Consider the following 24,913-nt stretch of genomic DNA (forward strand, 5'->3'; position numbering starts at 1 on the left):
GGTTACGGGTTGATCGCGGGGTCCGTGATCGCGCCGTCCGCCACCTTCCACTTGTCCAGCACCGACTTGTACGACCCGTCGGCGATCAGCGCCTTGGTCGCGTCCCGGACCGCCTCGGCGAACGCCGCCTGGTCCTTGCCGACCACGTAGCCGTACGGGGCGGCCTCGTACTGCTTGTCGAGCAGTTCGAGGGCATCGTTGGACTGGGTCACCGCGAACACCCCGACCGGGTAGTCGGCGAGCATCGCGTCGTCCTTGCCGGAGACCACCGCGGCGGTCGCGGCGTCCTGACCGGGGAACTGCTCGATGGTGATCGCCTTCTTGCCGGCGCCGGCGCAGGTCTTGGAGCGCTTCTGGATGTCCTCGACCTGGACGGTGTCCTTCTGCACGGCGATCTTCTTGCCGCAGGCGTCGTCGATCTTGATGCCGGCCGGGTTGCCCTTCTTGGTCACCCACTGGGTGCCGACCTGGAAGTAGCTGACCATGTTGGCCTGCTGCTTGCGCTCGTCGTTGATGGTGAACGACGAGACGCCGACCTCGTACTTGCCGCTGCCGACGCCGGAGATGATGTCGCCGAACGGCGCGGAGACGAACTCCGCCTTGAGGCCGAGCTTGGCCGCCACGGCGGTGAACAGCTCGACGTCGAAGCCGATGACCGTCTTGCCGTCGGAGTCCAGGAACTCCGCCGGGGCGTACGTCGAGTCGGTGCCCACGACGATCTTACCGTCGGCCTTGATCGCGGCCGGCACCTTGTCGGCCAGGGAGGTGTCCGCCGACGCGCTGACCGAGGGACCGCCGCCGGGCTGCTCGGTGCTCTCCTCCTCGCCGCAGGCGGCGAGGGAGAGCAGCAGGACGGCAGCGCCGGCGACGCCGAGCGCCGCCCGCCGACCGGGGTGGAGCTGGAACATTGTGTACTCCTTTGCGAGGGGGGCGACGCGGTCAGGCCACGCCGAGGTACGCCTCTTTGACCGACGGGTCGTGCAGCAGCTCCGCGCCGGTGCCGCTCTTGACGATCCGCCCGGTCTCCAGCACGTACGCCCGGTGGGCCCGGGCGAGGGCCTGCTGCGCGTTCTGCTCCACCAGCAGGATGGTGGTGCCCTGCTCGTTGATCTCGGTGATGATGGTGAAGATCTGCTGGATCAGCATCGGGGCCAGACCCATCGACGGCTCGTCGAGCAGCAGCAGCTTGGGTCGGCTCATCAGCGCCCGGCCGACGGCCAGCATCTGCTGCTCGCCGCCGGAGAGGGTGCCCCCGGCCTGCTTGCGCCGCTCGGCCAGCCGGGGGAACAGCTCCAGCACCCGGTTGAGGTCCTGGGCGATGCCGGCCCGGTCCCGCCGGGTGTAGGCGCCCATGTCGAGGTTCTCCAGCACGCTCATGCCGGGGAAGATGCCCCGGCCCTCGGGGGCCTGGCACAGCCCCCGCCGGACCCGCAGGTCCGCCCGGAGCTTGGAGATGTCCTCGCCCTCGAAGCGGATCGCCCCGGTAGCGATCGGCCGGATGCCGGAGATCGCCCGCATGGTGGTGGACTTGCCGGCGCCGTTCGCGCCGATCAGGGCGACAATCTCGCCCTCGCCCACGGTCAGGCTGATCCCGTGCAGCGCCTGGATGCGCCCGTACAGCAGGCTGACGTCGTCAATCTCAAGCAGCATCGTCCGGTACCCCCAGGTACGCCGCGACCACCTTCGGGTTGTCCCGCACCTCGGCGGGCAGACCCTCGGCGATCTTCTTCCCGAACTCCAGCACCACGATCCGGTCGGTGACGCCCATGACCAGGCGCATGTCGTGCTCGATCAGCAGCACGGTCACGCCGGTGTCGCGGATCTGCCGGATGAGCTGGAGCAGTTCCTCCTTCTCCGCCGGGTTGAAGCCGGCGGCCGGCTCGTCCAGGCAGAGCAGCACCGGGTCGGTGGCCAGGGCCCGGGCGATCTCCAGCCGACGCTGCTCGCCGTAGGACAGGTTGCGGGCGAACTCGTGCATCCGGGGCCGGATGCCGACGAACTCCAGCAGCCGCTCCGCCTTCTCCCGGCCCTCGCGCTCCTCGCGCCGGTGCCGGGGCAGCCGGAACAGCGCCGAGACCACGCTGGTCCTGTGGTGCGCGTCGGCACCGACCTGCACGTTCTCCAGCGCGGTCATCTCCGGGAAGAGGCGGATGTTCTGGAACGTCCGCGCCATGCCCAGCTGGGTGATCTGGTGCCGCTTCTTGCCGCTGATCTTCTCGCCGCGGAACCGGATCTGCCCCTCGCTGGGCTGGTAGATGCCGGTCATCGCGTTGAAGCAGGTGGTCTTGCCGGCGCCGTTCGGGCCGATCAGCCCGAGGATCTCACCCTTGTAGAGGGTGAAGTCCACGTCGTTGAGCGCCACCACGCCGCCGAAGCGCAGCGTGACGTGGTCGACCTCCAGCAGTGGCTCCCGCGCGGGCAGCGTCTCGACCATGGGTGCGTCCGCCTGGGCCGGCACCACCGGGGTCCGTTCGGTGTCACTCACCGACGATCACCTCCTTGCGACGGTCCTTGAACTCCGCCGCTCGCCGTCGGTTCGGAATGATGCCCTGCGGCCGGAAGATCATCATCACCACGAGCACCACACCGAAGAAGAGGAACCGGTATTCGTAGAGCTCGGTGCCGAACAGCTCGATGCCGCGGAACCGCTCGATCATGTACGCCACCAGGCCGCCGCCGACGATCGCGCCGACGATGTTGCCCGAGCCGCCGAGGATGACCGCGGCCAGGATGATGATCGAGTTGAGCAGCTCGAAGTTCTGCGAGTTGACGAAGTTCTGCTTGCCGGCGAAGAGCGCGCCGGCCAGGCCGGCGATCGCCGCTCCGGAGGCGAACGCCCAGAGCTTGAACTTGAACGTCGGCACGCCCATCAGCTGGGCGGCGTCCTCGTCCTCCCGGATCGAGATCCAGGCCCGGCCGACCCGGCTGTGGGTCAGGTTCCGCACCCCGAGCACCACCAGGATGATCAGCGTGAGCACCAGCCAGTAGTACGGGCGGGCGTCGAGCACCCCGAAGAACGGCTTGCCGTCGGCGTACTTGCCGGGTGGGTGCGGGATCTGGTTGAAGCCCCGCTGGCCCTTGAGGAAGTCGGAGCTGACCGCAGCGATCCGGATCATCTCGGCGAAGCCGAGCGTCACCAGCGCCAGGTAGTCGCCGCGCAGCCGCAGCGTCGGGGTGCCGAGCATGATGCCGGAGACCATGGTGAGGGCGATCGCGATCGGCACCACCAGCAGCCACGGCCAGAGCGTCTTGAGGTTGCTGCTCGGTGAGGTCAACACCGCCACTGTGTACGCGCCGACGGCGAAGAAGCCGAAGTAGCCGAGGTCGAGCAGGCCGGCGAAGCCGACCACGATGTTCAGCCCGACCGCCAGCAGCACGTAGATCGAGACGGTAAACAGCACCTGGGTAAAGTTGGAGCCCGTGGTCGGGATCGGCCCCAGGTACTGGTAGAACTCCTTGTTGGGCAGCGCGTAGAAGAACGCGATCAGCGCCACCAGCGCCGCCCAGCGCACCCAGCGCGGGGCGTCGTGCCACCGCTGCGAGATGGCCTCGCGGCCGTGCCGCAGCCGTGTCCCGATCCCCTGCTGCTGCTCGGGGGTCGGCGGATTTACCGTCGTCGTCATGCCCGTGCCCTTCCCAGCGATTCGCCCAGCAGACCGGTCGGCCGGAACATCAGCAGCACCACCAGCACGGCGAAGGCGGCGAAGTCCTTCCACTCGCTGCCGAACAGCCCCGATGCGTAGTTCTCCACCACACCCAGCAACAGGCCGCCGACCAGGGCGCCCCGCAGGTTGCCGATGCCGCCGAGCACGGCGGCGGTGAACGCCTTGAGGCCGAGCAGGAAGCCGACGCTGTAGGTCAGGCTCTGGATCCGCACGTCGTAGAGCAGGCCGGCGACGCCGGCCATGGTGCCACCGGCGATGAAGACCATCAGGATGATCCGGTCCTTGTTCACGCCCATCAGCGCGGCGGTGTTGGCGTCCTGGGCGACCGCCCGGATGCCGCGGCCGACCCGGCTGCGGTTGATGAACTGGTCCAGCGCGACCATCATCACCAGCGCGGCGCCGAGGGTGAGCAACTGCACCCCGTCGATCGGCACCCCGAAGAGGTGGAAGAGTGGCTTCTGGCTGATCAGGATCGGTGCGCCCTCGGGACGTCGACGGGTCCAGATGCCGAACGCCTCCGAGATCGCGATCGAGGCACCGATCGCGGTGATCAGGAAGGCCAGCGGCGGCGCGTTGCGCTTGCGCAGCGGCCGGTACGCCACCCGCTCGATCACGGTCGCCGTGCCGGCCGACGCGATGGCCGCGACGATCATCGCGACGAGCAGGTAGAACAGGATCGAGCCGACCCCGCTGACCTGGGAGTCCTGGTCGAGGCCGAAGCCGTTCCAGGTCCAGATGGCGGCGAACGCGCCGGCGATGAAGACCTCGGAGTGGGCGAAGTTGATGAGTCTGAGTACGCCGTAGACCAGCGTGTAGCCGAGCGCGACCAGGGCGTAGATCGCACCCTGTGTCAGGCCGGTCGTGGTGAGTTCCCCGAAGTTGGAGAACAGTCCGTCGAAGTTCACGGGAGGGCCGCTCCGTCAGGTGTGGAGAAAGAGAAGGTGCGGCCGGGAGCGAGCTAGCTCCCGGCCGCACCCGCGATCTGTCGTCAATCGCTCTCGGCGACCGTGGTCAGGACTTCGGGATCTCCTGGTCGGGAACGACCTTGCCGCCCTGCACCTTGAACGCCCAGACCACGACCTGCGCCGGGTCCAGCTCGCCGCCCTCGACGAACTTGTACTTGGAGGCGACACCCTCGCCGTCGTAGCTCTTCACGAACTCGAGCAGGTCGGCGCGGGTGGTCTTCTTGGCCTTGATGCCGGCGAGCAGGATGTTCGCGGCGTCGTAGGCGGTGTCGCTGTAGGTGCCCGGGTCGGCCCCGTTGAGCGCCTTGAACTCCTCGACGAACGTGCCGCGGGCCTCGGCGGCCGGCGCGCACGGGCAGGTGAGGATGGTGCCCTCGGCAGCGGCGGCACCGGCCGAGGTGATGTACGCCGGGTCGTTGGTGCCGTCACCGGCGACCAGCGGGGCGGTGACGCCGGCAGCGGTGAGCTGCTTGCGGATCAGGCCGGCCTCCTGGTAGTAGCCGCCGAAGAAGACCGCCTTGACGTTGGCGGCCTTGACCTTGGTCACCACGCCGGAGAACTCGGTCTGCTTGCCCTCGCCCTGGACCTTGTCCGAGCCGACGACCGCGCTGCCGAGGACCTTCTTGACCTCGTCGGCCAGGCCCGCGCCGTAGGCGGACTGGTCGTCGATGACGTAGACCTTGTCGGCCTTGAGCACGTTCTTGATGTAGGTACCGGCCGCCGGGCCCTGGCTCAGGTCGTTGCCGACCGCCCGGAAGAAGGTCTTCCAGCCCTGCTGGGCGAGGCTGGGACGGGTGGCGGAGGGGGTGATGGTGACCAGACCGGCCTCGCTGAACAGCGGGCCGGCGGCCTCGGACTCACCCGAGTAGGCCGGGCCGATGATGCCGAGGATCTTGGCGTCGTCGATGGCCTTCTGGGCCAGGCCGGGGGCCTGGTCCGGGCTGCCCTGCGAGTCGAGCTCGGCCAGCTCGACCTTGCAGTCGGCGTTCTCCTTGTTGTATTTCTCGACGGCGAGCTTGACGCCGTTCTTCTCGTTGATGCCCAGCGCCGCCGAGCTGCCGGTCAGCGCGCCGAAGAACGCGATCTTGCTGCCGCAGCCATCCCCACCGGACGCCTCGTCGTCGCTGCCGCTGGAGCAAGCGGTGCCGCCGGCGACGAGCGCCAGCATGGCGACTCCACCGATCACGCGTGCGAGCTTCTGCCTCAAGGCCGGAACCCTCCTCCGTCGCATGGTCCGAACCACCCGCTGCCTATTGGCCCTTGCGGGGGCGGACGAACCAGACCGTCGTCGCCGGTCTGGGCCGGGACGTTATCCCACCGGGAAGCGGTGACGTAAGCCCCAGCAAGCGGGGTTGATCGAACCGTTACACGCCGTGGCGGATTGGAAACGATCGCTGTAAGAACCATCAACCCTGAAGGACTTTCACTTTTCTTTCGAAGGTGTGGAGCGCTCCCGGGGCCACCCCCTGCCGATAGCCACTCAAACCCGCCCCCACCAGGCATGAGAGCTTCGGCCGTCGTCGGCCAGCAAGACCAGTCGATCTTCCCCGCCGGCCATCGTCAGGGCGGTGTCACCCCCATCAACCACCATCGACGGCGTCGGCACCGGCCGCCACGACGCCCCACCGTCCGTCGACGCCCACGCAGAGCGACCGGCGCCGTCACCGGTCACCGCCACCAGCACGCCCCGCACCACGGTCAGCCCCACCACCGACAGCACCCCCGGACCGACCGCCCCGAACCCACCGACCCGCCGCCACCGCGACCCGTCGTCGGCCCGCCACACGGCGAAGCCGTCGGGGACCGCTCCGACCGCCACCGGCACGCCGTCGCGCAGCACCACCCGCTCCGCCCGCCCCCGCCCGTTCCCGACCGGCAACTCCGTCCGCCGCCAGGACCGCCCGTCGACCGAGGTCCAGGCCATCGGTGTCAGCGCGGCACCGCCGGCCGGCAGCAGCGATCCGACCACCAGCCAGCCCGTCGGCAGAGCCACCACGTCGTACGCCGCCGTCCGACCCCGGGCGTCCCCGGCCAGCTCCGGCAGCCCTTCGGCCAGGGTGAAGCCGCCCGCATCCGGTGACGTCCAGACCGCCGCGCCGTCCACCCGGGCACCCGCGATCAACCAGCCACCCGCACCGGCCGCAAGCCGGGCCACGCTGACCGCGCGCGGCCCCCCGAACAGCTCGAACGCCGCCGGCACCTCCCGCAACGGGCCGGCGCCGTCGCGTACCCAGGTAGCGGTACGTGGATTGCCGTGCACCCCGCCGTTCTTGGCACCCAGCGCCGCTACCCGACCCCCGTCCGGCCCGCCCGTCGGGCCGGGCGCGCAGGCCGCCGCGTAGAGCACGTGCTGCCGGCCGTAGAAGGTCCGGGCCGCGATCGGCACCGGGGCCCAGGCGGAGCCGTCCGCACTGGACCAGGCCGCCGGACGGGTCTCCCCGGCGGCGTCGACGACCCCGCCGACCAGGAACCAACTCCCGCCACAGGAGACCGCGTCGCGCAGCACCAGTCGTCCGGCCGGCCCCGGAGGTAGGGGCAGCGTCGCCTCCTGCCAGGCCAACTCCATGGACGCCGGCCGGTCGCGGTCGGCCGGCGACCGGCCGACTCCCGGGTCACCCCGGTCGCCTCCGGTTCCAGGGCGGTCGCAGCCGGCGACCACCAGGACGAGCAGAGCGCACACCACGAGCACCCGCCGGGCAGACATGCGTCGATGCTACGCAGCGGAAGCCCGCCGTGGGGGTCCGCGTCGGGCCACCTGCCGGATGACCCGCGCGACCAGCCCGAGGCCGGGAGCCGGCCGATCGGGGACGGGACGCCCACCGTCCGGGGTGGACGACGGACCGGTCAGCCGCCAGTCAGGGGCGGAACCGTCCGACCGTCAGGACGGGTTCGTCCACCGGTCAGGGCCGGGCCCGCGCGCCGACCAGACGGTGCGGGTCGCCGACCGGGGAGAAAAGACGCGCCGATCGGCGGCCGGTGAGCGGGGCGGTCAGGAGGTGGGCTGCTCGGCGATCTCGCCACCGGAGGTCTCGGCGAGGATCCGCTCGGCGACCTCCTTCATGGTCATCCGGTGGTCCATCGCGGTGCGCTGGATCCACTTGAACGCCTGCGGCTCGGTCATCCCGTACGTCGTCATCAGCGCGCCCTTGGCGCGTTCGACCGTCTTACGGATCTCCAGCCGGTCGGTGAGGCCGGCCACCTCCGACTCCAGGGCGGCGATCTCGGAGTAGCGGGAGAGGGCGATCTCGACCGCCGGCACCAGGTCGCTCTTCTGGAACGGCTTCACCAGGTATGCCATCGCGCCCGCGGCGCGCGCCCGCTCCACCAGGTCACGCTGGCTGAACGCGGTCAGGATGATCACCGGGGCGATCCGGGCGCCGGCGATCCGCTCGGCGGCCGCCAGCCCGTCCATGATCGGCATCTTGATGTCGAGGATGACGAGATCGGGCTTGAGTTCCTCGGCCAACCGGACGGCGGTTTCGCCGTCGCCGGCCTCGCCGACGACCTCATAGCCCTCCTCGACCAGCATCTCGGCCAGGTCCAGTCGGATGAGCGCCTCATCCTCGGCGATCAGTACCCGCCTGCGCTCGGAATCCGTCTGCGTCTCGGCCACCAGCCCTACCCCCACCATCGATCTCGGCACAGCTACCGCCCATACTCCCGCAAGAGCCTAGTCGGGTACAGTGAGCCACGCGCCCCGCGGGGTGACGCCGGGATGGTGGAATGGCATACACGGAAGTCTCAAACACTTCTGCCCGAAAGGGCTTGCGGGTTCGAATCCCGCTCCCGGCACCTCGATGATACGGGCAGTTCGGCAGCGCGCGCGTGTTCATCCACCTGCACCGTACGACGCCGACACATCTTCCTGATCACCGTGTGGCAACCGCCCGGAGGAACCCACCCGGGCAGCACCGAGCAGCCGGTCGGTCTCCGCGACCAGGGAACAAATCCGGCGCGGGGCGGGTTGGGCAGTGACGTGATCGACGTACCGATGTCTGTTCTTGATCTTGCTCCGGTCGCCGCCGGGGCCACCGCCTCCGAGGCGCTCGGGCACACCACCGAGCTGGCCCGCCGGACCGAGGAGCTGGGCTACCGCCGGTTCTGGGTGGCCGAGCACCACAACATGCCGGCGATCGCCAGCTCCGCACCGGCGGTGCTGCTCGCCCACCTGGCGGCGCACACCACCACGATCCGGCTGGGCTCGGGCGGGGTGATGCTGCCCAACCACGCGCCGCTGGTCGTCGCCGAACAGTTCGGCACCCTGGAGGCGCTGCACCCGGGCCGGATCGACCTCGGCATCGGTCGGGCCCCGGGCACCGACCAGCGGACCGCGCTGGCGTTGCGCCGCACCATGGAGGGGCTGTCGGCGGAGGGCTTCCCCCGGGAGCTGGCCGACCTGATGAACTACTTCAGCGGCGACGACCCGGGGGCGATCACCGCCACCCCGGGGCTGGGCCAGTCCCCCGCCGTCTGGCTCCTCGGCTCCAGCGGGTTCAGCGCGCAGCTCGCCGGGCTGCTCGGTCTGCCGTTCTCGTTCGCGCACCACTTCAGCGCGCAGCACACCCTGCCCGCGCTCCAGCTCTACCGGCAGCACTTCCGGCCGTCGCGTTGGCTGAGCGAGCCGTACGCGATGGTGGCGGTGAACGTGGTCTGCGCCGACACCGACGAGCGGGCCGAGTGGTTGTCCGGGCCGAGCGCGCTGTCGTTCCTCAAGCTGCGGTCGGGGCGGCCGGAGCCGCTGGCCAGCCCCGAGGATGCCGCCGGGTATCCGTACAACGAGATCGAGCGGGAGTTCGTCCGGCAGCGCCGCGACGGGCAGGCGATGGGTTCGCCGGAGACGGTCCGTCGGCAGCTGTCCGAGCTGCTGGCCCGCACCGGCGCGAACGAGCTGATGCTCACCACGATGGTGTACGACGTGGTCGACCGGGTGCGCTCCTTCGAGCTGGTGGCCGGGAAGGTCGCCGGTGGGCTCTCCCGGAGCGTCTGAAACACGCTCTTCATAGCCACGTCACCCCACCGTCGCGCAAGACCTCTAACTTTATGACCGGTGGTGGTACGGCACTCCCGGTCGGGACGGGTCGGGGGTGCTGCGGTGTGGTGCACCGGGTCGCCAGCTGAGCGGATTCCGCGGCTGGCGACCCGGTGCCTGCGTTTTCGGCCCCGACCACAACCGCCCCGGTGGGGGCGGGTGCGGTCCGGGTCGGGTCAGCGCAGGTAGATGTTGGGCGTGGGCGGGGTGGACATGCCGTCGCCGATGAAGAAGCCCGGGTGCGGCGGCTGGTTGTAGGCGGTGTTCTGCCAGGCGATCGCCGCGCGGTACTGCGGGTCGTGCATCAGCGTGTAGATCCGGGTGCTGGTCTGGGTCGGGGTGCTGTAGATCCGCAGCGCCCGGCTGTCGCTGGTCCGCCAGATCACCTCCTCGCGCCAGTCACCGAGGATGTCGCCGGAGAGCGCCGGGGTGGACTTGGTGCTGTTGTTGGAGGCCACATTGCTGCCGGTGAGCAGCCGGGTCTCGCCACCCGTGCCGTACTTGTCGATTTTGGTGCCGTCGAGGAGTTCCCGCACCGGGTCGCCGTCCCACCAGGCGAGGAAGTTCGCCGACGACGGCTTGCGGCCGATGTTCTGCCCCCGGGTGTTGGCCAGGCCGTCGACCGCCGACGACCACGACTCGGCACCCGGACTGCCGGCCCAGATGTCACCCGAGACACCCCGACCGTTGTCACCGGAGGCCGCGGTCTTCCAGATGATCTGACCGGTACGCGCGTCGGCGAACCACGAGCTGGGCTTGCTGGCGTCCTCGTCGACCTTGAAGACCTCCAGGCCGGCCCGGCTCGGGTCCAGGTCACCGACGTGCAGGGCGTCACCGTGGCCGTTGCCGGTGGAATAGAGCAGCCGGCCGTTGTCGTCGATGGTGGCCGCGCCGTACACGATCTCCTGCCGGCCGTCGGCGTCCACGTCGGCGACGGAGAGCTGGTGGTTGCCCTGGCCGGCGGCGGCCGAGTTGCCGGAGGCGTTGGAGTCGAACGTCCACCGCTTGGTCAGCGTGCCGTTGCGGAAGTCCCAGGCGGCGATCACCGCGCGGGTGTAGTAGCCGCGCGCCATGATCAGGGACGGTCGCTGCCCGTCCAGGTAGGCGGTGCCGGCGAGGAACCGGTCGACCCGGTTGCCGTACGAGTCGCCCCAGGAGGAGACAGTGCCGCGCGGCGGGTCGTAGTTGACGGTGGAGGCGATGGCGCCGGTCTGCCCGTTGAACATGGTCAGGTACTCCGGGCCGGACAGCACGTAACCACTGGAGTTGCGGTAGTCCGCCGACGACGAGCCGATCAGCTGGCCGGTGCCGGAGCGGGTGCCGTCGGCGGTCTTCATGGCCACCTCGGCCTTGCCGTCACCGTCGTAGTCGTACACCTGGAACTGGGTGTAGTGGGCGCCCGCCCGGATGTTGCGGCCCAGGTCGATGCGCCACAACCGACTGCCGGTCAGGGTGTACGCGTCGACGTAGACGTTGCCGGTGTAGCCGGACTGGCTGTTGTCCTTGGCGTTGGACGGGTCCCACTTGAGCACGATCTCGTAGTCGCCGTCACCGTCGAGATCGCCGACGCTCGCGTCGTTGGCCGAGTAGCTGTACGCCTCCCCGCTCGGGGTGCTGCCACCGGCCGGCGGCTGGATCGGCACGTCCAGGTAGCCGTTGGCGAACTGGAGCGCGGGCGCGGACGCCGCCTGCTCGGCACCGTTCACCACGGCCCGCACCGTGTACGCCGAACCGGCCGCCGCCCCGCTGTCCAGGTAGTTGGTGGCACCGGTGACCGGCGAGGCGTTGACCTTGGTGGAGCCCCGGTAGAGATTGAACGACACCCCGGAGGTCTCGGTGCCGAGCAGCCGCCAGGAGACCAGGTTCCCGTTGCCGGAGCGCACGCTGATCAGCCCCCGGTCGAGGTTCTCCAGCTGCTTGGCCCCGGCCGGCGGGTTGGTCGGCGGGGGCGTGGTCGGCGGGGGTGTCGTCGGGGGTGGGGTGGTCGGTGGTGCGGTGGTGGGCGGCGCCGTGGTCGGCGGCGCGGTGGTCGGGGGTGCGGTCGTCGGCGCGGTGTCGCCGGTGCAGGTGGTGCCGTTGAGCACGAAGCTGGCCGGCGTCGGGTTGCTGGCGTTGTTCCACGACGCGTTGAAGCCGAAGCTCGCGGTGCCGTTGGTGCCGAGCGCGGCGTTGTAGCCGGCGTCCTTGGCGCTGACCTGCGCACCGGACTGGGTGACCGTGGCGTTCCACGCCTGGGCGACCTGCTGACCGGCCGTGTAGGACCAGGTCAGCGTCCAGCCGTTGATCGGGTCGCCGAGGTTGGTGACCAGGACGTCGGCGCCGAAGCCGCCGCCCCACTGGCTACTGATCTTGTAGTCGACCCGGCAACCGGCGGCGGCGGCCGAGGCCGTCACGGCGGTGAGGGTGCCGGCGGCGAGGGTGGTGGCCGCCGCGGCGGCGAGTAACGCGGCGCGGCGACGGGGTGGGCTCAGGTGCATGCAAACGCCTTTCGCGGAGGTCAGCGCACGGTGCCGACGCCGGCCTGCCCGGGCCGGCGGGATGGCGCGCCGTACTGACGGTGGTGACGGACACCTTGTATCGACATCCATGGTTCGACTCCGCGCAGTCGGATCGTAGGACAACGCTTTCCACCCGCACAACCCACACCCGCTCTTGCTCCCGGCCGGCCCACCTGATCGACTCGGCCCATGGCTGAGCACATGGACCCCGAGGAGTTCCGCCGCGCCGGGTACGCGGTGGTCGACTGGGTCGCCGACTACTGGCGGACGCTGGACCAGCGCCCGGTGGTCCCCCGGGACCCGCCCGGCACGGTCACCGCCGCCCTGCCGGCCACCCCGCCCGCGCACGGCGAGCCGGTGGCGGCGATGCTCGCCGACCTGGACGAGATCATCGTGCCCCGGGTCACCCACTGGCAGCACCCCGGCTTCTTCGGCTACTTCCCGGCCAACACCAGCGGCCCCAGCGTGCTGGCCGACCTGGTCAGCTCGGGTCTCGGCGCCCAGGGCATGCTCTGGGCCACCAACCCGGCCGGCACCGAACTGGAGACGGTGGTGCTGGACTGGCTGGTCGAGCTGATGGACCTACCCGCGAGGTTCCGCTCCACCGGCGCCGGTGGTGGCGTCATCCAGGACTCGGCCTCCTCGGCGACCCTGGTCGCCACCCTGGCCGCCCTGCACCGGGCCAGCGGGGGCCGCTGGCGGGAGGCGGGCGTCGACCGCCGGTACCGGGCGTACACCTCCACGCACGGGCACTCCTCGATCGAGAAGGCGGCCCGCATCGCCGGCCTCGGCGGGCAGGGCGTCCGCACCATCGAGGTGGACCCGGAGACCCAGGCGATGCGTCCGGCGGCGCTGCGGGCGGCGATCGAGGCGGACCTGGCAAACGGAGAGGTGCCGGCCATCGTGGTGGCGACCATCGGGACCACCTCCACCACCGCCGTCGACCCGCTGCCGGAGATCGGCGTGATCTGCGCCGAGTACGGCATCTGGCTGCACGTCGACGCGGCGTACGCCGGGGCGGCGGCGGTCTGCCCCGAGCTGCGCTGGTCGCACGCCGGGGTGGAGCACGCCGACTCGTACTGCTTCGACCCGCACAAGTGGCTGCTCACCGGCTTCGACTGCGACGCCTTCTGGGTGGCCGACCGGGGCGAGCTGATCGAGGCGCTGACCGTCATGCCGGAGTTCCTCCGCAACGCCGCCAGCGAATCCGGGGCCGTCATCGACTACCGGGACTGGCAGGTCCCGCTGGGCCGCCGGTTCCGGGCGCTCAAGCTCTGGTTCGTCCTGCGTTGGTACGGCGTCGAGGGGCTGCGCGCGCACCTGCGCTCCGGGATCGCCCTGGCCGACCGGTTCGCCGCCCGGGTACGCGCCGACGACCGGTTCGCCCTCGCCGCCCCGCACCCGTTCTCCCTGGTCACGTTCCGGCTCCGGGCCGGTGACGAGGCCAGCGCGGCGCTGCTGGCCCGGGTCAACGACAGCGGACAGGTGCACCTGACGCACACCCGGGTCAACGGCCGGTACACCCTGCGCCTGGCCGTCGGCGCACCGCTGACCGGGCCGGAACACGTGGACCGGGCCTGGGACCTGCTGTCGGCGGCGGCCACGGACATCCTCGCCGGGGTCACCTCGACCGGCGGGTCCGCCCGGGCCAACACACCCCCCGGGTGACCGTCACCGCCCCGCCCCGGGTCGACCGGGGTCCGCGACGCCCGCGACGGTCATCGCGACGGGCGATGCCGGCGGCGTACCCCGTCGCCGGTCAGCGCTCGACGACGGCCAGCCGGTCATCGGCCCCGGCCGGGTCGCTGCCGGTCGGCGCGGTGCTGGCCGGCTTGGTGCCGGTCGGCGCGGTGCCCGTCGGGTCGGTGCCGGTCGGGGCGGGCCCGGCGACGGCGGTAGGCGCGGTGCCCGTCAACGGCGGCGTGCCAGCGGCGGTGGCACCGGCGTCGGCGGCGGTGGCACCGGTTTCGGTGGCGGCGTCGACGATGGCGCGGGCCTGGCGGGTCCGCCGCAGCGCGCGGACGGCCAGCGTCAGGGCCACCACCCACCCCACCGCGAGCAGCGCGTAGACAACGGGACGGACGGTGGACCCCGCGTCGCTGGTCTTCAGCAGGATGCGGGCGTTGGTCAGCACGATCACCCCGCCGATGGTGGCACCCAGCAGTTGCGCGGGGACGATCCGCACCAGCCAGGCGGCCACCGGCGCGGCGATCAGGCCACCGATCAGCAGCGCCGCGACGGTGGGCAGCAGGAAGCCCTCGCTGCCCAGGCCGATCAGGAAGCCGATGCTGGCCGCCCCGGCCACCACGAACTCGGCGGTGTCCACCGAGCCGATCACCTTGCGGGGCTCCATCCGACCGGACACCAGCAGCGCCGGGGTGGCCACCGGCCCCCATCCCCCGCCACCGGTGGCGTCGACGAACCCGGCGACCAGGCCGAGCGGGCCGAGGAACCGGCCGCGCAGCCGCCCGGCGCCGGAACGCTGGCGCAGCGGGCGGGAGAAACGCACCAGCAGGTACGCCCCGAGGGCGAACAGGATGCCGGCCATCCACGGGGCGGCGTTCTCGGTGGAGATGGAGCTGAGGAAGGTGGCCCCGAGGAACGCGCCGACCGCGCCGGGCAGGGCGATCCGGGTGACCACCCGCCAGTCGACGTTGCCGAACCGCCAGTGCGCTACACCGGCGGCGAGCGTGGTGCCGATCTCGGCGAGGTGCACCGACGCCGAGGCGGCGGCCGGTGCGACGCCGACGAAGAGCAGCAGGGTGGACGAGGTGAGCCCGTACGCCATGCCGAGCGCGCCGTCGACCAGCTGCGCAGCCAGCCCGACCAGGGCGAGGATCAGAAGCTTGCGCACGAGCCCTCCGTACTATTCGGCATCTCCTATCGACTTGGTCGACAATGCGGCACGGACGCTCCCGGGTCAACCCCCCGATCGGTGGGTGGGACAACGCAGGGCGCGGTGGGGCGACTCCACGCGCGGGGTCAACTCCACGCGCGGGGGCGACTCCTGGCGGGGTCAGCTCCAGGCGCGGGGGTCGGCGGCCAGCTCGGTGATCCGGCCCGGCAGCACCCCGGCCGCCACGTCGGCGATGGTGACCTGCTCCAGGATCTCCCGCTCGCTGGCCCGCAACGCGATCCAGACCTCCTGCAACGCCTGCGCCGCGCCGTGGTAACCGAGCTGCTCGGGGCGCTGCCCCCGGACGTGGGCGAGCGGACCGTCGATCACCCGGATCACCTCGGCGAGGGAGATCTCCGCCGCCGCACGGGCCAGCCAGTAGCCGCCCTCCGGGCCCCGCTGGGCGTGCACGATGCCACCCCGGCGCAGTTGGAGCAGGATGCTCTCCAGGAACTTCGGTGGGATGTCCTGCGACCGGGCGATCTGCTCGGCGGTGACGGGACGGGACCGTCCGGAGTCCGCGCCATCGGCGACCGACGCGAGTTCGGCGGCCGCACGGAGGGCATAGTCGACCCGAGCGGAGAGGCGCATGGCCGCAAGGTTAGTCGGCGACCCGGCCGGCCGGGTCGCCACCCTCCACCGAACGGGTAGGGTGCCATGTCCCGGTGGCGTGGGCATGGCACCATACCCGTGTCGCCGGCAGGGTCGCCGGGGCACGACACACACACCAGCGCACCGAAGCACCGGCCGATGGGGGCAGCGACAGCGATGCCGGACGTGACGCCGCTGAACCCACGGGACCCACGCCAGGCCGGGCCGTACGAGCTGATCGGTCGACTCGGCGCGGGCGGTCAGGGCGTGGTCTACCTGGGCCGCGACGAGCAGGGCCGGTGGGTCGCGGTCAAAGTGATCAATGTGGACCTGCACCAGCACCCCGCGGCGAAGTCCCAGTTCACCAAGGAGATCGCCGCCGCCCGGCGGGTCGCGCCGTTCTGCACCGCGCAGATCCTCTTCGCCGACGTGGACGGCGACCTGCCGTACGTGGTCAGCGAGTTCATCGAGGGCGTCACCCTGCAACGGCACGTCCGCGAGCAGGGCCCGATCGGCGGCAACGCGCTGCACCGGCTGGCCGTGGGCACCGCCACCGCGCTCGCCGCGATCCACCAGTCCGACGTGGTGCACTGCGACCTCAAGCCGGACAACGTGATCCTCGGGGCGGACGGCCCCCGGGTGATCGACTTCGGCATCGCCCGCGCGCTGGACGTCACCGAGACGATGACCAACCGCATCATGGGCACCGCCCCCTACATGGCCCCGGAGCGGTTCCGTGACGACGCGGTCGGGCCGGCCAGCGACGTGTTCGCCTGGGCGGGCACCATCGCCTTCGCGGCGGGCGGACAGCCGCCGTTCGGCACCGGCCCGATCGCGGTGGTGATGCACCGGGTCCTGCACGACCCCCCGGCGCTGACCGGGCTCTCCGGCCCGCTGGCCACCCTGATCGGGCAGTGTCTGGACAAGGACCACCAGGCCCGGCCGACCGCCCAGGAGGTGCTGCTGCGGCTGCTCGGCCGGGACACCCACCCGGGGGCCGACGTGCCGTTGCAGACCGTCCTGCGGGCCGGCACCGACGCGGCGGCCACCCAGCAGCTGTCCCGGACCCTGTCCACCCCGCCGCCCCCGCCGGTCACCCCGCACGCGCCGACCAGCGCAGCGGCCGATCCGTGGCCGACCGGCGCGGCGGCGGACCCCTGGCCGACCGCCGGGGTGGCGCAACCCTGGCCGACCACATCGACCGGCCACCCGGCACCGCCCGTGCCGAGCGGGCAGCAGCCGCCGGCGGCGGCACCGTGGCCCACCACGTCGACCGCCCACCACGCGCCGCAGCTGCCGACCGACCCGGCCACGGCCCCACCGGCGACGGCCTGGTCCGCCCCGCCCGGACCGACGGCACCCCCGGGGACCCGGGCCACCGCCCCTGCCCCCGCCCGCCCGCCCGCACCCGCCCGGACGGCCACGGCCCCACCGGCCACGGTGGTCACCGCGCCGGCCCGGCGCGACGGCTTCGGGCGGCGGCTGCGCCGGCAGTGGGCCGACCCGTGGGGGGTGTCCACCGCGATCTTCCTCGGCGCGGTGGGCGGCGCCACCGGGTACGTCGCCAGCACCGCCGTGGGCACCGCCGCCGCCGTCGGCTCGCTCACCCTCGTCGTGGTCTACGGTGTCCGTCTGCTGGTCGCCGCCGCGCTGACCCCCTCCGCCGCGCCCCACGGCCCCCCGCCGCAGCCCGCCGGACAGTCCGTGCCGGCACCCCGTACCGACGCCTGACCCGCCGCACCAACCCCTGGAGGAGCCGATGGCCACCGGTGAGCGTCCCGCCCGACCGTTGCTCCCGTACGCGGTGGCCGTCGTCGCGGGGCTCGCGGTGATCGCCGCGGCCTACCTGTACGTCCGGCCGACGGACCGCGCCGACTGCGTACGGCTGGAGGTCAGCTCCTCCACCGAGAAGAGCGAGTTGGTCGCCCAGCTCGCCGACCGGTACAACGCCGCCGACCGGCGCTTCGGCGGCCGGTGCGCGCAGGTGACCGTGCACGGCCTCAACTCGGGCGAGGCGATGGAGGCGCTGGCCGGCGGGTGGGCGCTCACCCAGCCGAAGGTCGCCGAACCGCAGGTGTGGCTGCCCACCTCGTCGCTGTGGACCGGGCAGCTGCGCCTGCTCGACAAGGCGGCGGGCCGGCCCGTCCAGACCCCCGGGCAGTACCCGTCGATCGCCAACAGTCCCCTGGTCATCGCCATGCCCAAGGACCGGGGCGAGGTGGTGCAGCAGCGCGGCCCGCTCGGCTGGGCCGACGTCCTCGGCCTCTCCGGCGACACCGGCTGGGCGGCGTTCGGCAAGCCCGAGTGGGGCCGGTTCACCTTCGGTAAGGACAACCCGCACCTGTCCACCTCCGGCCTGGCCGCCACGATCGCCACCTACTACGCGGCGGTCAACCGGGCCAGCGATCTGACCAGCGAGGACCTCGCCCAGCCGGCGGTGACCCAGTTCGTCCGGCGGATCGAGGCCAACGTCTCGCACTACAGCGACGACTCGGTGGATCTGCTGCGCAACCTCGCCGAGGCCGACGCCGCCGCCACCGGGGACGCCCCGGCGACCGACATGAGCGCGATCGTCCTCCAGGAGGAGCTGGTCTACCTCTACAACCAGGGCCAGCTCAGCCCCACCGGCAGCAAGCCCCGGGTCCCGCTGGTGGCGGTGCACCCCAAGGAGGGCACCTTCAACCTCGACCACCCGTACGTGGTGCTGCCCTCGGCCGACCCGGTGCAACGCCAGGGCGCCGAGGACTTCCTCACGTTTCTCCAGGACGGCCCGCAGCAGCGCAGCTTCGCCGCCCTGGGTTTCCGCGACGACGAGCGCCAGCCCGCCGACACGCTGCTGGCCACGGTGGCCGGGCCGGGTGGTGACCGGCTCACCTACTTCGACCCGCCCACCCCGGAGGTGGTCGGTGCGATCCTCGGCAGCTGGGACACCCTGCGCAAGAAGGCCAACATCCTGCTCGCCGTGGACACCTCCGGCTCGATGAAGGCCAGCGTCGGCGACCAGACCCGGTTCCAGGTGGCGAGCGACGCCGCCAGCAAGGCGATCGAGCTGCTCAACGCCGCCGACCAGGTGGCGCTCTGGTCATTCTCCAGCGAGACCCCGCAGCGGCCGAAGAAGCCGTACAGCGAGGAGGTGCGGCTCGCGCCACTGAACCGGGGCGCGTTCAACCGGAAGCTGGCCGGGCTGCGCATCGGCGGCAACACCGCGCTGTACGCGACGGTCCGCGCGGCGCACCGCGCCCTGCTCGACAAGTACGACCCGAACCGGATCAACGCGGTGGTGGTGCTCACCGACGGCAAGAACGAGTACCAGAAGGACAGCGACCTGAACCGACTGCTGCGGGACATCGCGTTGGACCCGAAGCAGCCGGTGAAGGTCTTCTGCGTGGCCTTCGACCAGGAATCGGACCTGACCGCGCTGGACCGGATCGCCAAGGCGTCGGCCGGCAAGGCATTCGACGCCAGAAACCCGGCCACCATCGACGAGGCGTTGGTGAAGGTCGTCAGCAGCTTCTGACCGGTCGCCCGGTCGGCACCTGCCGGGTGGCCTTCTGCTCGCGCAGGTGCCGGGCGGTGGGTCGGCGGCGCTGCCGGGTCAGGTGCCGACGCGGCGCAGCAGGCCCTCCTGGACGGCGCTGGCGATGTGCCGGCCGTCGAGGGTGAACAGCCGGCCGGTGGCCAGGCCCCGCGCGCCGGAGGCGGACGGGCTCCAGCAGTCGTAGAGGAACCACTCGTCGGCCCGGAACGACCGGTGGAACCACAACGCGTGGTCCAGGCTCGCCCCGACCAGGCCGCCCGGACCCCAGACCTCGCCGTGCACCGACAGGACCGAGTCCAGCAGGGTCAGGTCCGAGGCGTAGGTGAGGGCGCAGGCGTGCAGCAGCGGATCATCGGGCAGCTTGCCGTCGATGCGCATCCAGACCCGCTGGTACGGGTCGGCGGGGCGGTCGCCGGGGCGTACCCAGCCGGGTTCGCCGACGTAACGGACGTCGATCGGGCGGGGGATCTGCCCCCAGATGCCGAGCCGCTCCGGATAGCGGGCCAGCCGGTCGGACATCGTCGGGACGTCGTCCGGGGCGGGCACGTCGGGCGGGGTGGGCGCCTGGTGTTCCAGGGCCTCTTCCTGCCGCTGGAAGGACGCCGACATGAAGAAGATCGGCTTGTCGTGCTGCAACGCCACCGAGCGGCGGACCGAGAAGGACCGCCCGTCCCGGACGTTCTCCACCTGGTAGTCGATCGGCTCGGCCGGGTCGCCGGGCCGGACGAAGTAGCCGTGCAGGGAGTGCACGAACCGGTCCGGGTCGACGGTGCGCCCGGCGGCGACCAACGCCTGGCCGGCGACCTGCCCCCCGAACACCCGCTGCGGACCGACCGAGGGACTCACGCCCCGGAAGGTCATCGCGCCGGTGTGGTCGAGGTCGAGGACCTCGAGGAGCTGGTCGACCGCGGCCTGGCCGGTCGCCGCCGGACGCCCGTTCACCGGATTCTCTCTGTTCGCGACTGCGGGGCGCGCAACCCCGGCGCACTCCTCGCGCTCACCGGGCGGACACTGTTCGCTGCGCCGACGGGCTCACTGGAGCGCCCGGGCGGAGGCGGCGTCGACCAGGGAGCCGAGCTGGTGCACGCGCAGGGTGTTGGTGGAGCCGGGGGTGCCGGGCGGGCTGCCCGCGACGATCACCACGTAGTCGCCGGGGGTCGCCTGGTTGAGGCCGAGCAACGCCTGGTCGACCTGGCGGAACATGTCGTCGGTGTGCTGGACGAACGGCATCAGGAAGGTCTCCACGCCCCAGCAGAGCGCGAGCTGGCTGCGCACCTCGGGGACCGGGGTGAAGGCCAGCAGCGGCAGGTCGCAGTGCAACCGGCTGAGCCGCTTGACGGTGTCGCCGGTCTGCGAGAAGGCCACCAGCGCCTTCGCCCCGATGGCGCGGGCGATCGAGGACGCGGCCACGGTCAACGCGCCACCGTGGGTGCGCGGGTCGTGCTGGAGCCGGGGCACCCCGATCGAACCGGCCTCGGTGGTGGTGATGATCTTGGCCATGGTGCTGACGGTGAGCACCGGGTACTTGCCGACGCTGGTCTCGCCGGAGAGCATCACCGCGTCCGCGCCGTCGAGCACCGCATTGGCCACATCGGAGGCCTCGGCGCGGGTCGGCCGGGAGTTCTCGATCATGGAGTCGAGCATCTGGGTGGCCACGATGACCGGCTTGGCGTTCTCCCGGCACAGCTGCACGGCCCGCTTCTGCACCAGCGGCACCTGGTCCAGCGGCATCTCGACGCCGAGGTCACCCCGGGCCACCATGACGCCGTCGAAGGCGAGCACGATCGCCTCCAGGTGGTCGACCGCCTCGGGCTTCTCGACCTTGGCCAGCACCGGGCGGCGTACGCCCTCCTCGTCCATGATGTTGTGGACGAGCTTGATGTCCTCCGCCGAGCGGACGAAGGAGAGCGCGACCAGGTCGACGCCCAGGCCGAGGGCGAAGCGCAGGTCCTCGGCGTCCTTGTCCGACATCGCCGGGACGCTGACCGCCACGTTCGGCAGCGAGACGCCCTTGTTGTTGGAGACCGGGCCACCCTCGGTGACCAGGCACCGGATGTCGTTGCCGGTGACGTCGCTGACCTCGACGGCGACCCGGCCGTCGTCGATCAGCAGCCGGTCGCCCGGCTTCACCTCCTGGGGCAGCTTGCGGTAGGTGCAGGAGACCCGGTCCCGGGTGCCGAGGATCTCGTCCCCGGTGATCACCACCGAGTCGCCGGTACGCCACTCGTGCGGCCCGTCGGCGAACTTGCCGAGCCGGATCTTCGGGCCCTGGAGGTCGGCCAGGATGGCGACCGGCACGCCGACCGCCTCGGCTGCCTCGCGGACCATGCGGTACACCGACTCGTGGTCGGCGTGACTGCCGTGGCTGAAGTTCAGCCTGGCCACGTTCATGCCCGCCTCGATGAGGCCCCGAAGCCGCTCCGGGGACGAGGTGGCGGGACCAAGAGTGCAGACGATCTTCGCGCGGCGGTTCACGCCCATCAGGCTAGTCTCTCCTCCGGGTCGACCTGGGGGCCGACCCCTTGCGGACTGAGGAACAGGGGTCCGACGACGCGCGGGGTGGGCACCTGGCCGGCGGGACGCAGGCCACGCCGGGACGTCGGGGAGTCGCGGGCATCGGCGACCGCGCGCCGGGAATCGTACCGCCCGGGGGCCAACGCCGTCCGCGCGCTCCCGTGCTCAGCCGCCCCGGTACCGGCACCGTCGGTCACCACGACCCGACGTCCTCCCGCCGTAGCTCCTAGCTGTCGGTCTTGACCAGCGGGAACTCCAACGAGCCGGCCGGGCACAGGAAACTCAGCACGTCGACCATGTAGAGGCCGGCCTGTACCGCCGGGTCCGCCTCCATCACGCTGCGTACGCCGTCGACCGAGCCGGTGCGGGCCAGGCCGATGCCGATCGGCGGGGCGGGTTCCCGGGCCGGGCCGTCGATCGAACCGGCCACCAGCACCAGACCCCGGCGTTGCAGGGCCCGCATGTGTGCGGTGTGCTCGGCCTGGAGCCGCTGCACGGTCTCCTTCGGCAGCACCCGACCGGCCGGTCCGGGATAGAGCACGATGCACTCGTACGTGTCGAGTGCGAAGTCCAGCCGCGGCGTACCCGCCATCGCGTCCCCTTCCCCCGCGTCGGCGCCACCCCGCGCCGGTCTCCCCCGGACCCGGCCAGCGTCCCACGATGGGGACGCCCTCGGCGGCGGGTCGGGACAACTCCCCGGCGGCCGTCGTGCACCGGTCGGATGCGGCAGCGGGCACCGGGACCGGCGGCGCGGGGGCGGCGGCCGGGACGGGCGGCGCGGCGCGGATCCGCCGGGTGGCCCCCGGTGCCGGTCCGCCGGACAGCGGGGGTGACGTTCCGGCAGGCCGTACCGGATGATCGACAGACGTACGCGTCGGCCGACGCTGGTACGGTCCGACTGATGGGGAAGCGCTCGATCCGCAGAGCGGAGGTCCCGACATGACTCGCGCCGCCGCCGCTCCCCGGCCGACGGACGACGCACGCTGGCGGGCCCTCGTCTCCGGCGCGGGCCGGACCGGCCGCTGGATCGTCGCGCACGACTGGACCGGCAGCCCGCTCGGGCCCCTGCGGGACTGGCCACAGAGCCTGCGTACCGCCCTGGTCATCTGCCTGCACAGCCCGACCCCGGCGGCGATCTGGTGGGGCCCGGAACTCGTGCTGCTACCCAACGACGGATACCTGGCGCTGCCCGACCCGACCGGCCCGCAACTGCCGGGCCGCCCCGGGGCGGCGGTCTGGCCGGACGCGGTGCCGGCGCTGACCGGGGTGCTGACCGCGGCCGAGGTCACCTGCCGGCAGGAACGGGAGTTCGACTCCGGCGGGGAGCGACGCCGGTGGGTCTTCTCCTCCGGTCCGATCGTCGATGCGACCGGCCGGCCGGGCGGCGTCTTCACCACCGTCACCGCAACGGTCACCCCCGCCGACCGGGCCACCGACGTGGCCGAGGCCACCGACGTCGACGAGCCCGCCGCTGCCCGCCGGCCGGACGCCGCCGGCACCGGCACCGGCACCGGGATTCCCGCTGCGCGCCGTGACCTCGATCCACCGGTCCCGCATCAGCATGGCGGGGAGCGGCGGCGGGCGCTGCGGCAGGCCGAGGGGCTGGCCCGGCTCGCCGGGGCGCTCAGCGCCGCCGGGAGCCGCGAGGCGGTGACGGAGGTGGTCACCACGGTCACCCCGACGCTGGTCGGGGCGGCCGAGGTCCGCGTCGCGGTGGCCGCGGCGGGCGCGTTGGACCTGACGGTCACCGGCGGGAGCGGCCCCGGACGGCTCGCGGTCGCCGACGACGCACCGCTGGCCCGCGCGGTACGCGAGGAGACGACCGTGGCGCTGCCCGACGGGCTCTGCCTGCCGTTGCGCGACGGAGGCGGCGCGGTGCTCGGGGCGTTGCAGGTGCGGTGGGCCGGACCGGTCGCCGACGAGGAGGCCCGCCGCATCCTGCTCGACGCGGTGGCGGGGCTGTGCAGCCAGGCGTTGCGCCGGGCCGAGCTGACCGCGTCGGCGCGGGCGATGGCGGCGTTCGCCGCCCGGCTCAGCGTCACCCGGTCCACCGGTGAGGCGATCGAGGTGATCCTGGACGCCGCACCGATGGCACTCGGCGCGGCGCTGCCCGGCCTGGCGATGCGGGACGAGGGCCGGCGGATCCGGCTGTGGCACGGCGGGCTGCCCACCGGGCTGATCGCCACCTTCGACGACCTGACCATCGACGATCCGCGGCCGTTCGCCCGCGCGCTGCGCACCGGTGAGCGGATCATCCTGCGCAACCGGGCCGAGTTCGCCGCCCGGCATCCCGGCCTGCCGGACCCGGCCGGCGCGTACGGCATGGTGACCACGGTGGTGCTGCCGCTGCTGGACGCGTCCCGGCGACCCATCGCCGCGCTGGGTTTCGGCTGGTCCCGGGAACGCCCGCTGCACGACGACGACCTGGCGTTGCTGGACACCATCGCCGACCTGTGCGAGCAGACCCTGGAGCGGGTCCGGTTGGCCGCCGCCGAGCACAACCTGGTGACCCGGCTGGCGGGCCGGCTGCGCACCTCGGCCGCGATCGGGCCGCCCGGCCTGGAGGTGGCCACCCGCTACCAGCCGGCGATGAGCGGCCTGCACCTGGGCGGCGACTGGTACGACCTGGTCGACCTGGACGACGGCCGGCTGGCCGTGGTGGTCGGTGACGTGGTGGGCCACCAGGTCGAGGCGGCGGCCGACATGGCGCAGCTGCGGACGGTGGTGAACACCCTGATCCGGTCCGGGGTGCCGCTGGCCGAGGTGTTCCCCCGGTTGACCGGGCTGCTCGGGGTCGGTTTCCTCGGCACCTGCCTGGCGATGGTGGTCGACCCGGTGGCCGGCGAGGCGCAGGTGGCCCGGGTGGGGCATCCGCACCCGGTGCTGCTGCCGTCGGGACGGCCACCCGAGACGGTCTGGACGGGGCACTCGCTGCCGCTGGGGCTGGTCCGCGATCCGGTGCCGGTGACCACTGTGGCGTTCGGCCCGGGTGACCTGCTGGTGGCGTACACGGACGGGTTGGTGGAGCGGCGCGACCAGGCGTACGACGCCGGGGTGACGGCGTTGCACGAGGTGCTCGTGCCGGTACGCGACCAGCCGGTGGAGGCCATCGCGGACACCCTCCTGGCCAAGCTCTCCGGCTCCGACGACGACCAGGCGCTGGTGGTCATCCGGCACGTCGGCTGAGCGCGTGTCGGTGCCCACATTCGGCCCGCGG

At 72.3% G+C, this 24,913-nt stretch carries 19 protein-coding genes and 1 tRNA gene; 6 read left to right on the forward strand and 14 right to left on the reverse strand.

Going from position 1 to position 24,913, the window contains the following annotated elements:
- Positions 1-2 precede the first annotated feature (2 nt).
- The 8 genes from GA0070216_RS01170 to GA0070216_RS01205 all read right to left on the reverse strand — a co-directional run bounded on the left by GA0070216_RS01170 (position 3) and on the right by GA0070216_RS01205 (position 8,243).
- The gene (locus GA0070216_RS01170) at positions 3-908 is read right to left on the reverse strand and encodes an ABC transporter substrate-binding protein (protein ID WP_091237373.1); all 906 of its coding nucleotides are present in this window, start codon (positions 906-908) and stop codon (positions 3-5) included.
- A 31-nt stretch (positions 909-939) separates the two neighbouring features.
- Positions 940-1,650 carry an ABC transporter ATP-binding protein gene (locus GA0070216_RS01175; RefSeq protein WP_091237374.1) on the reverse strand — a complete coding sequence of 237 codons (711 nt, stop codon included), beginning with the start codon at positions 1,648-1,650 and terminating at the stop codon, positions 940-942.
- Positions 1,640-2,434: an ABC transporter ATP-binding protein gene (locus tag GA0070216_RS01180; RefSeq protein ID WP_218108120.1), complete on the reverse strand. Its 795-nt coding sequence runs from the start codon at positions 2,432-2,434 to the stop codon at positions 1,640-1,642. The genes GA0070216_RS01175 and GA0070216_RS01180 overlap by 11 nt, the downstream gene beginning before the upstream one ends.
- A 43-nt stretch (positions 2,435-2,477) precedes the next feature.
- Positions 2,478-3,623 (reverse strand): branched-chain amino acid ABC transporter permease, encoded by a 1,146-nt coding sequence (locus GA0070216_RS01185; protein WP_091237376.1) that lies wholly within the window; start codon positions 3,621-3,623, stop codon positions 2,478-2,480.
- Positions 3,620-4,570: a branched-chain amino acid ABC transporter permease gene (locus tag GA0070216_RS01190; RefSeq protein ID WP_088643114.1), complete on the reverse strand. Its 951-nt coding sequence runs from the start codon at positions 4,568-4,570 to the stop codon at positions 3,620-3,622. Before GA0070216_RS01190 ends, GA0070216_RS01185 begins: the two co-directional genes overlap by 4 nt.
- A 106-nt stretch (positions 4,571-4,676) precedes the next feature.
- Complete coding sequence (locus GA0070216_RS01195) at positions 4,677-5,837, reverse strand: branched-chain amino acid ABC transporter substrate-binding protein (protein ID WP_091237377.1); 1,161 nt, start codon at positions 5,835-5,837, stop codon at positions 4,677-4,679.
- Between the two features lie 273 nt (positions 5,838-6,110).
- A complete protein-coding gene (locus GA0070216_RS01200; RefSeq protein WP_091237378.1) occupies positions 6,111-7,334 on the reverse strand; it encodes a beta propeller repeat protein in 1,224 nt (407 codons plus the stop codon).
- A gap of 285 nt (positions 7,335-7,619) precedes the next feature.
- On the reverse strand, positions 7,620-8,243 hold the full coding sequence (locus GA0070216_RS01205; RefSeq protein ID WP_091237379.1) for an ANTAR domain-containing response regulator: 624 nt from the start codon (positions 8,241-8,243) through the stop codon (positions 7,620-7,622).
- Between the two features lie 96 nt (positions 8,244-8,339).
- Between GA0070216_RS01205 and GA0070216_RS01210 the strand changes: the two genes are divergently transcribed.
- Positions 8,340-8,422: transfer RNA gene (locus GA0070216_RS01210), tRNA-Leu, on the forward strand.
- 199 nt (positions 8,423-8,621) lie between these two features.
- Positions 8,622-9,617, forward strand: coding sequence for an LLM class flavin-dependent oxidoreductase (locus GA0070216_RS01215; protein WP_176738778.1), 996 nt, complete (start codon positions 8,622-8,624; stop codon positions 9,615-9,617).
- 218 nt (positions 9,618-9,835) lie between these two features.
- On the opposite strand, the gene GA0070216_RS01220 is transcribed toward GA0070216_RS01215, so the two are convergent.
- Complete coding sequence (locus GA0070216_RS01220; RefSeq protein WP_091237381.1) at positions 9,836-12,136, reverse strand: rhamnogalacturonan lyase family protein; 2,301 nt, start codon at positions 12,134-12,136, stop codon at positions 9,836-9,838.
- A 210-nt stretch (positions 12,137-12,346) separates the two neighbouring features.
- On the opposite strand from GA0070216_RS01220, the gene GA0070216_RS01225 reads away from it, so the two are divergent.
- The gene (locus GA0070216_RS01225; RefSeq protein WP_245722240.1) at positions 12,347-13,825 is read left to right on the forward strand and encodes a pyridoxal-dependent decarboxylase; all 1,479 of its coding nucleotides are present in this window, start codon (positions 12,347-12,349) and stop codon (positions 13,823-13,825) included.
- A gap of 91 nt (positions 13,826-13,916) precedes the next feature.
- Here the strand turns inward: GA0070216_RS01225 and GA0070216_RS01230 are convergent, their stop codons facing one another.
- Together GA0070216_RS01230 and GA0070216_RS01235 are read right to left on the reverse strand one after the other, a co-directional pair.
- Positions 13,917-15,011 (reverse strand): sulfite exporter TauE/SafE family protein, encoded by a 1,095-nt coding sequence (locus GA0070216_RS01230; protein ID WP_091237383.1) that lies wholly within the window; start codon positions 15,009-15,011, stop codon positions 13,917-13,919.
- Between the two features lie 162 nt (positions 15,012-15,173).
- Positions 15,174-15,644, reverse strand: coding sequence for an RrF2 family transcriptional regulator (locus GA0070216_RS01235; RefSeq protein WP_091237384.1), 471 nt, complete (start codon positions 15,642-15,644; stop codon positions 15,174-15,176).
- A 159-nt stretch (positions 15,645-15,803) separates the two neighbouring features.
- On the opposite strand from GA0070216_RS01235, the gene GA0070216_RS01240 reads away from it, so the two are divergent.
- Complete coding sequence (locus GA0070216_RS01240) at positions 15,804-17,375, forward strand: serine/threonine-protein kinase (RefSeq protein ID WP_176738779.1); 1,572 nt, start codon at positions 15,804-15,806, stop codon at positions 17,373-17,375.
- Positions 17,376-17,403: 28 nt separating this feature from the next.
- Positions 17,404-19,161, forward strand: a complete 1,758-nt coding sequence (locus GA0070216_RS01245; RefSeq protein ID WP_091237386.1) for a vWA domain-containing protein — start codon at positions 17,404-17,406, stop codon at positions 19,159-19,161.
- A 78-nt stretch (positions 19,162-19,239) separates the two neighbouring features.
- Here the strand turns inward: GA0070216_RS01245 and GA0070216_RS01250 are convergent, their stop codons facing one another.
- The 3 genes from GA0070216_RS01250 to GA0070216_RS01265 all read right to left on the reverse strand — a co-directional run bounded on the left by GA0070216_RS01250 (position 19,240) and on the right by GA0070216_RS01265 (position 22,288).
- Positions 19,240-20,124 carry an acyl-CoA thioesterase gene (locus GA0070216_RS01250; RefSeq protein ID WP_091237387.1) on the reverse strand — a complete coding sequence of 295 codons (885 nt, stop codon included), beginning with the start codon at positions 20,122-20,124 and terminating at the stop codon, positions 19,240-19,242.
- 90 nt (positions 20,125-20,214) lie between these two features.
- The gene (gene pyk, locus GA0070216_RS01255) at positions 20,215-21,663 is read right to left on the reverse strand and encodes a pyruvate kinase (RefSeq protein ID WP_091237388.1); all 1,449 of its coding nucleotides are present in this window, start codon (positions 21,661-21,663) and stop codon (positions 20,215-20,217) included.
- Between the two features lie 259 nt (positions 21,664-21,922).
- Positions 21,923-22,288 carry a YciI family protein gene (locus tag GA0070216_RS01265; protein WP_091237390.1) on the reverse strand — a complete coding sequence of 122 codons (366 nt, stop codon included), beginning with the start codon at positions 22,286-22,288 and terminating at the stop codon, positions 21,923-21,925.
- A 347-nt stretch (positions 22,289-22,635) separates the two neighbouring features.
- Between GA0070216_RS01265 and GA0070216_RS01270 the strand changes: the two genes are divergently transcribed.
- A complete protein-coding gene (locus GA0070216_RS01270; RefSeq protein WP_091237391.1) occupies positions 22,636-24,882 on the forward strand; it encodes a PP2C family protein-serine/threonine phosphatase in 2,247 nt (748 codons plus the stop codon).
- Positions 24,883-24,913: the final 31 nt, after the last annotated feature.

The organism is Micromonospora matsumotoense, from assembly GCF_900091525.1.
Classification (GTDB): domain Bacteria; phylum Actinomycetota; class Actinomycetes; order Mycobacteriales; family Micromonosporaceae; genus Micromonospora; species Micromonospora matsumotoensis.